Source organism: Pedobacter sp. (assembly GCF_035317785.1).
GTDB lineage: Bacteria > Bacteroidota > Bacteroidia > Sphingobacteriales > Sphingobacteriaceae > Pedobacter.
Map to the genome: position 1 here is coordinate 1 of NZ_DATHGC010000149.1, position 7,930 is coordinate 7,930.

Sequence of the window (7,930 nt, forward strand, 5' to 3'; positions counted from 1 at the left end):
ATTGTCTTTATAATCAAGCACGATAATTCCATTCTGAGAACAAAGGTGCAGGTACCACAGCATGTGGCAGGATGACAAGGAAGAAACCAGCAGATCCTCAGGATTATACCTGCTCTTATCGCCCATAAATGCGGAATCCGAAGACCCTAAAATATCCGGTTTGTTGTTTACAGATATTACATAACTGCGGTCATATGACCGGTAGTCCATTGTTCCTGATCCTTTGTTGCCTGTCCATACAAGACTCGTCTGATATTGGTGTGCTTTCGTCATAACTATTTCTACTTGGTTACTCCAAATTAAGCATTCTTCTGCTTTTATTACAATAAAAAGCATTTAAAAATCATCAGCATTTATGTCGTTCCCTAATTTATAATTGTTACAAAAACCAGTCATTTTATATCCTTACTTTAGTACATCTATCTGTGTTTAGATAAGTTACCATCCAGTTACAGCAATAAATTAAACCAAAATGGAACCTGTTCACCCAGTAAACGAGCCAAAAACGGCAAAAGGACTTTTTATCATTTTACTAGCCGCATTCAGCCTTAGCGGTTATGCGCAGCAGCCCAACCCACCGGGGCAGGTAAAAAAAGGAGAGGCAGCAGTAAACCAGGCTTATTTATTTGCGCATATGACCCACCAGGACTATGGCCGGCTGTACTACAGTGTCAGTACCGATGGCCTTCACTGGAAAACACTCAACAAACGTCAGCGGGTGCTGCCTGATTATAAAGGGCACCCTGATATCACTAAGGGACATGATGGCCGCTACTATCTAGTAGGGAACGTGAGCGATTCTTCACCCATCATCAACATCTGGGTCTCTGCCGACCTGATCACCTGGGAAAAGCTAACCACCTACACACCTGATCTAAAAAGTACACCTGAGTACGGCGACAACCTCAATCGCATGGGCGCACCTAAGATATACTATGACGAGTCTACCAAACAATACCTCATCAGCTGGCATACTCCGCACAAACAGGGCACCAAAGAGGATGCAGAGCGTTACTGGGCAAGCCAGCGCACACTCTATGTATTGTCAAAAGACCTGAAAACTTTTTCGGAGCATCCTACACGTTTGTTTGACTTTAATATGGGCACCATTGATGCGATCATCCGCAAGGTCGGCGACCAGTATTTTGCCATTTTAAAAGACGAAACCTACCCTACCCTCTACTGGACTACGGGCAAAACCATACGCATTAGTCGTTCTGAGTCCTTAACCGGGCCATATTCTGAGCCATCAGCTCCGATAAGCCCCAATTTCAGGGAAGCTCCTATGCTCATACCCTCCCCCGACAACAAAGTGTTTTATTTGTATTACGAACAATACCCTGGTGTATCCTACGGCCTGTCAATTGCAGACAACCTCAATGGGCCGTGGTACCAGGCTTCAGGTCATACCGATACCGACTGGGATAAATATACCTTCCCGAAATCGGTACGTCACGGTGCAATGATCACGATATCCAGAGCGGAATACGATAAGCTTGTCGGACACTTCGGGCTGGACACGCCGCCGGTTCCTGTTAAACCTTAAATAAAGCAAAAGTCCAGGCTTTACTAATATAACTGGACTTATACTATAATGCAATCTCCAGAAAAAATAGCTTAAACCTATTTAAACAGGAAGAATGCGATGATCAGTGTGACAATGATGTTGAAACCCTGGGCAATTAAAAAAGCATAAAAAGGCCTTTTGCTGTTCCTGCCAAACAGGTCTTTAAAATTGGTTTCGAGCCCGATACTGGTAAAAGCCAGTGCAAACCAAAGCCCCTGAAGGTTCTTTAAGCTGCCTTTTACCAAACTAATGGTTTCCTGGGGCACAAAGAAGGAGAACAGCAGGGAAGCGGCTACAAATCCGATCACAAACTTGGGGAAACGCTCCCAGATCACCTTCAAAGTAGGCTTGGTAGCTTTATCCTGCCCGGCCGGATGCTGGGTATAAGTCCAATAAACTGAAATGGCGAATGCAGCAATCCCCAGCAGTACGTTCTGAGAAAACTTTACAATGGTACTGATCTTTAAAGCCTCCTCACCTACCAAAGAGCCTGAAGCCACGACTGCACCGGTAGTGTCAATACTACCGCCCAGCCAGGCGCCTGTTACGGCCTGAGGAAAATGGAAATAAGCAGCGATATAAGGCATAAAGATCATCATCGGCACTGCTGTAATGAGCACCATTGATATTACATAAGATAATTTTTTGGAGTCTCCTTTTATCGCACCTGAGGTAGCAATAGCCGCAGACACACCGCATATAGAGACGGCACTGGAGATCATCATGGTCAGCTCATCATCTATCTTCATTTTTTTGCACAGCCAGAAAGCGAAATACCAGACGGAAAGCACAACGACCAATGCCTGGATCAGGCCAAGTGACCCTGCTTTTAAAATATCAGCAAAGATCACATTGGTACCCAGCAGCACCAGACCTATCTTGACAAACAGCTCCGTAGAAAGTGCAGATTTGAACCATTCAGGAAGTTTGAGGAAGTTACCAATCAGCAAGCCGATCAGCAAACTGAATATTACTGCTTCCAGGCCATAGTACTTGATCGTAGCATTCCCGGCAATAATAAGTGCTAAAATAGTAAGGATATAGACCAGAGGAAAAGTTTTCAGGTTAGTGGTCACAGATTTTCCGGATAAAACTGCACCTATAATCGCGATTACGATGACGAAAAGAAACTGCAGCCCGATATTAACAAGATTAGCCGAAGAGAGTACGGCTGAAGAGAGTTCCGAAGTATCTTTCCAGTTGAAAGCAGGCACAGGAAGCAACAAGCCTGCAAGACTTACTAAAATGATTAGGGCGCCCAGTATGACCACCACCCAATCTTCATGAATACTTAGTTTTTTTTGTTCTGACATTATATTTGATTATTCGTGTTTCTGTAATTATATTCTTTTTATTCAAAATAAGGAAATGCATGTTAGGGCATCAGTTCTTAAGGACAATTGAAAAATGGTCTTTCAATGCCGTCTTTGCGGCATGGTAACCGCACATGCCGTGTACTCCCCCTCCCGGCGGTGTGGATGAAGAGCAGATGTAAAGTCCTTTTGCGGAAGTCCGGTATGGTGAGCTTCTGAGTGCCGGGCGGGTAAAGATCTGGCCGATGTCAATGACCCCGCCATTGATGTCTCCGCCAATGTAATTGGAATTGTATTCTTCTACCTGTGCAGTGTTCATGATGTGTCTGGCTAGGATCAGGTCCCTGAAACCGGGTGCGAAGCGTTCTACCTGCTGCTCGATGATGGCTGTCATGTCTTTTACGGAGCCATTGGGTACATGGCAGTAAGCCCATGCAGTGTGCTTCCCTTCGGGTGCCCTTGTATCGTCAAATAAGCTTTGCTGTGCCAGCAGGACAAAGGGCTTTTCGGCATGTTTACCCTGCCAGCTTAACTGCTCAGACAGCTGAATTTCTTCAAGGGTATTGCCGATGTGTACCGTGCCCGCTTTTCTGGCTTCAGGTGCCGTAAAAGGGATCGGGCCATCCAGTGCCCAGTCGATTTTAAACACGCCCATCCCGTAGCGGTAGCGCTCGAGCTGCCATTTGTAAATGCTGGAAAATTTATGCCCGGCGATCTGCAGCAATTGCTTTGGTGTCACATCAAAGAGCACGATCTTAGCAGAAGGCAATTCAGTCAATGATTTAATATACCTGCCGGTCTCGATCCGCCCCCCAAGGGAGATGAAGTAAGAAGACAGGGCATTGGCAATCTCTTTAGAGCCGCCGACCGGAATGGGCCAGCCTTTGAGATGTGCCGCCGTCATGAGCACCAGACCGATTGCCGAGGTGGTCAGGTTGGTGAGCGGCTGTATGGAATGTGCAGCCATGCCTGCCCAAAGCCCTTTTGCCGCCCTGGTCTTGAAACGTTTGGCAAGGTAAGTGGAAGATGTCAACGCTTTTAAGCCAAATTTGGCCATTGCTATCGGATGTTTGGGAAAATGAAGCGGTCCTAATACATCCGCTGCAATATCAGGCCAGTCTCTTACCAGGGGCTTGAAAAGATCAAGATAAGCCTGTTCGTCCTGTCCGAGCAGGCTTGCTGTTTCCTCCAGGGAACTTGCTAAGACCGCAGCGGTGCCGTCATCAAAAGGGTGAGCGGCGGCAAGATCCGGGAACGTGTAATCCAGGCCATGATCTGCCAGTGGCAGGGTATTAAAGAAAGGTGAGCCAATGGCCAGTGGATGAATGGCTGAGCAGACATCATGCACAAATCCCGGAAGTGTGAACTCAGCAGAGGTCAATCCCCCGCCAATCACGTCCTTTCCTTCGATAAGTAACACAGAAAGCCCTTCCTGCTGGAGGGTAATGGCTGCTGCAAGACCGTTTGGACCGGAGCCTACTACTACTGCGTCAAATTCTGTTTTGCTCATTTTTTTATCAATTGGTCCAGGGCGTCGTGAAGATATGGATATTTGAATTTAAATCCCTTTTGTAGTAAAAATGTTGAAATCACCCGCCGTCCGGACAGTACCAGCTCGGCTTCAGTACCGATAAAGATGGCGCCGAACCTGATGAGAAATGCGGGGTTTGGCAGCCCAAAACCGACACCGGCAGCTTTCCTGATGGATTTCATAAACTCACTGTTGGTGACGGGGTTTGGACTTGCCGCATGGACAATGCCTTGTGCCTCATTTTCATCAATCGCCCATTTGATCAGGTCCTGAAAATCGGCGTCATGGATCCAGGTCATGTACTGGTTGCCCGAACCGATCTTTCCGCCCAGGCCGGATTTTACCAAATTGAGGAAGGGTTTTATGATACCACCTTCTTTTTGCAGCACCATCCCGATCCGTAAGAATACTTTCCTGGTTTTTGGGGTATCATGTGCGTTAAATGCTTTTTCCCAGGCCTTGCAGACATCGGGGGAAAAGCCATTTCCGGTTGGGGATTGCTCATCTTTTATTTGTGGTCCTGAGTTGCCGAAAATGGCGGCAGAACCTGCATTGACCCATACCTCTGGCGGGTTTTTCAGCCCCTGAATGGCTTTACCAATCGCATTGGTGGCATTTACCCTGGAGTTGATGATCTCGGTTTTGTTCGCATCAGTATACCTGCAGTTGACGGATTTTCCGACCAGGTTGATGATCGCTTTGCTGCCTTCCAGTTCTGCTGTCCAGTCGCTCGGGTTGACGGCATCCCAGCGCACGTATTTGACATAGCCGTACTGACCGGTCTTTGAACGGCTGAGCACAACCAGCCTCGCATCTTTAAATTTACTGATGATGCTGGCGCCTAAGAAGCCAGTACCTCCTGCTATCACTATTTTGTCGCCCGGCGCTGTGCTGCCTGTTTCTTTTGTACTCATTTTTAATATGCTTTTACCGCGGCCGTTCTTCCTTCTACCAGCGGGTATTTCTTATCAGATCTGTCGAGCACCACATAGATCGAATCCTGGAACTCGTTAATGCCCTGCAGAATGATGCGGTTTGCCGTCGGCCTGCTGTAGTGCAATATCTGGGTTTCTTCCTTATGGTTCTTATTTTTATTCTGAAGATAGAGCACTTGCCTGGCGATATCTGCCTTGTAAAAGAAATACCTGCGCTCGCCGGCCATACCGCCTACTTCCCATCGGGTCACTCCCAGGTCGCGGTTCTGCTTCAGCTTTTGCAGCTCGTCTGAATCCTGTGTATTGACCTGGTTGAGTTTCGTATTCTTCTTATTGTTTTTAACACGAAGCGGAGAATACCCGATCATGCGGTCGGCAATGGCAGTCCTGTTGGTCTTGTAGCTGAGCGATGACCAGCCTTCAAAAGTAGCGTCCTGCCATCGGATAGAATCCTGCGGGGTATAAGGGATGATCTTGTTGTTGAGCCTGAATTCAGTGACATTGTAATAGCCTTTGGCTCCGGCCAGGCCGGTTGTACTTGGAATGTTGTAGTTGTTGCCATAGAAAAAGCCATATGCCCAGAGACCGGCGGCTACGGGTACAAACAGGAAATTGAAAGTCCATTTTACGCCAAAGGCCAGTCTGCGCTGCCATTTCTCAGAGATCACCGGCTGATAGCGGTAAGGCTGTATATCCTTTTCATTGACCACCAGGTTCCAGATCTTTGGCAGGTCATACCATACGATAAAAATCCCGATGATGGCAAAATAAGCAGCAGGAACTGCAACGCCGGCATCATAGGCATGGTTGGCAATACAAATGTTGAAGGTCACTACTGCTGCCAGCGCAGCACCCAACGGTGAGGTTTTCCTGTTGAGCAGCAGCAGGCCGGGAAGGATCTCGGCAAAGCCTAAAAACACCGTATACCAGAACGATACGCCTACGTGGGACCAGTACAGTTTCTTTTCCGCCATGTCAATAAAGGGTGTATTCAGCATACCGACCGTAGGGAATACCATTTGCATGGGGAACGCTTTTTTGAGCCCCCAGCCGATCATGCCGTAGGCCAGGCGATAGCGGGCCAGTACCCTGATCCAGTAATACAGTTTGCTGTACTGGGTTGTTTTTTTATCAAGCGCTGTCCAGATGAGCCCGCCTGCTGCTGCACCAGCAAAAAGCAGGATCAGGTTGATGTAATTGAGCAGGCCAAAGACGCCTTCTTCAGATTCTATGGTGACGAACTGCGGCGGCCAGAAGGCAACAATGCCCTGAAAATCGTGATAGGTGATCTTCCCCCAGCGAAGGCTGAACAGCTCTTCATAAAACTTCGGATAAGTGGGGATGCACAGGAACAGCAGGTATAAAAATCCTATCCTGAAGGCAATTTTCTGAATATTGGTCCAGGGTTTTTTAGACGGCTCTGTTGTTCTGGAAGGTGTCTCTGCTCCCTCCTGCAAAGCATTGACTACGCTGTTGTCATTTGATGCAGGGCTGACTTTGCTGTTGTCTCCTGACTGTCCGTTTCCTTTAAAGGCGGGCGTGTCCAGGTTTAGTTCTAATGTTGACATAACAATTCCTTTTTTATTGATCACTAAATTTTAACCGGTTTGCGGCGGCCTTCAAACATCATGTATTTCTTATTGACCTTAGCCAGTACCACATGGATAGAATCCCGTTTTTCATTGATGCCTGACAAGACGATCGTAGAATCGTTGGGACGTTCGTACTTTAGCTGCAGCCGCTCGCTGCGGTGGTTCTTATTTTTGTTTTGCAGTGAAAGCGTATGGTTTACCGTGTCTGCTTCGTAATAGAAATAATGCCGGCCGGCAAAACCCGCCAGTTCATAATTACGGTCGATGTCCTTCTCATGAACCTCCTCTCCGCTGCTGAAGTCTATTTTTACAGGGCGGTTCTGTTTGATGGTCAGAGTAGACCATTTTTCAAAGATCACATCCTGCCACCTGTTGGGGTTGGTCTTTGAATAGGGAATGGTGTCTTTATTGAGCACGAACTGTTTGACCTGGTAAAAACCATAGGCTTTGTCCAGACCCGGTGTGTGCGGGATCTTATAAGGGTCATTGGTATAATTGTCATAGGCTTTGTAAGCAAATACCACCACAAAAAGCAGGAAAGCTGCCCGCAGTCCGGTACGGAGATTTTTTGCACGAGCTGAACTGAACCGGTAGACAAATTTGTTTGCCCTTGCAGGCACTTCTTTGACCAGCAGGTCATAGAGCCTTGGCATGTCATATACGAACAGGAAAGTTGCCAGCAGTACAATGAAAGTACTGAGCACCTGCTCCCCGATGTTATAAAATCCATTGGCTACAGCTACGTTGCCCAGAAAGCCAAAGATCAGCCCAACTCCGAAAGTGGTGGTCTTTCTGTTGAACAGCAGGAAAGCTGCCAGTATCTCTACAAGGCCGAGGAAGGATTCGTATTTGGGCGCAATGCCCACGGTCTGAAAATAGATCTTCCAGGCAAAATAATCACCATAGTTGGTGAGCAGGTTGCTCAGTGACGGATAAGGCATTTGCAGCGGGAAGAACTTGATGAAACCATAGGTGACCAGTACAAATGCCAG

At 47.3% G+C, this 7,930-nt stretch carries 7 protein-coding genes; 1 reads left to right on the forward strand and 6 read right to left on the reverse strand.

All coding sequences use genetic code 11. The features are described from left to right. The coding region (locus VK541_RS09330) for an OsmC family protein (protein ID WP_414692615.1) at window positions 1-273 on the reverse strand (273 nt) is incomplete at its 3' end. A gap of 199 nt (window positions 274-472) precedes the next feature. On the opposite strand from VK541_RS09330, the gene VK541_RS09335 reads away from it, so the two are divergent. Beyond that, entirely contained in the window at window positions 473-1,546 is a 1,074-nt protein-coding gene (locus tag VK541_RS09335; protein ID WP_324369257.1) for a glycoside hydrolase family 43 protein, read from the forward strand. 77 nt (window positions 1,547-1,623) lie between these two features. On the opposite strand, the gene VK541_RS09340 is transcribed toward VK541_RS09335, so the two are convergent. From VK541_RS09340 to VK541_RS09360, 5 genes are all read right to left on the reverse strand, one after another. Then, window positions 1,624-2,880, reverse strand: a complete 1,257-nt coding sequence (locus tag VK541_RS09340) for a YeiH family protein (protein ID WP_324369259.1) — start codon at window positions 2,878-2,880, stop codon at window positions 1,624-1,626. A gap of 70 nt (window positions 2,881-2,950) precedes the next feature. After that, the gene (locus VK541_RS09345) at window positions 2,951-4,390 is read right to left on the reverse strand and encodes an NAD(P)/FAD-dependent oxidoreductase (protein ID WP_324369261.1); all 1,440 of its coding nucleotides are present in this window, start codon (window positions 4,388-4,390) and stop codon (window positions 2,951-2,953) included. Beyond that, window positions 4,387-5,325: a TIGR01777 family oxidoreductase gene (locus tag VK541_RS09350; protein WP_324369263.1), complete on the reverse strand. Its 939-nt coding sequence runs from the start codon at window positions 5,323-5,325 to the stop codon at window positions 4,387-4,389. The genes VK541_RS09345 and VK541_RS09350 overlap by 4 nt, the downstream gene beginning before the upstream one ends. Before the next feature lie 2 nt (window positions 5,326-5,327). Continuing rightward, window positions 5,328-6,914 (reverse strand): hypothetical protein, encoded by a 1,587-nt coding sequence (locus VK541_RS09355; RefSeq protein WP_324369265.1) that lies wholly within the window; start codon window positions 6,912-6,914, stop codon window positions 5,328-5,330. A gap of 23 nt (window positions 6,915-6,937) precedes the next feature. Continuing rightward, window positions 6,938-7,930: DoxX family protein (locus VK541_RS09360; protein ID WP_324369267.1), on the reverse strand; the 993-nt coding region annotated here is incomplete at its 5' end.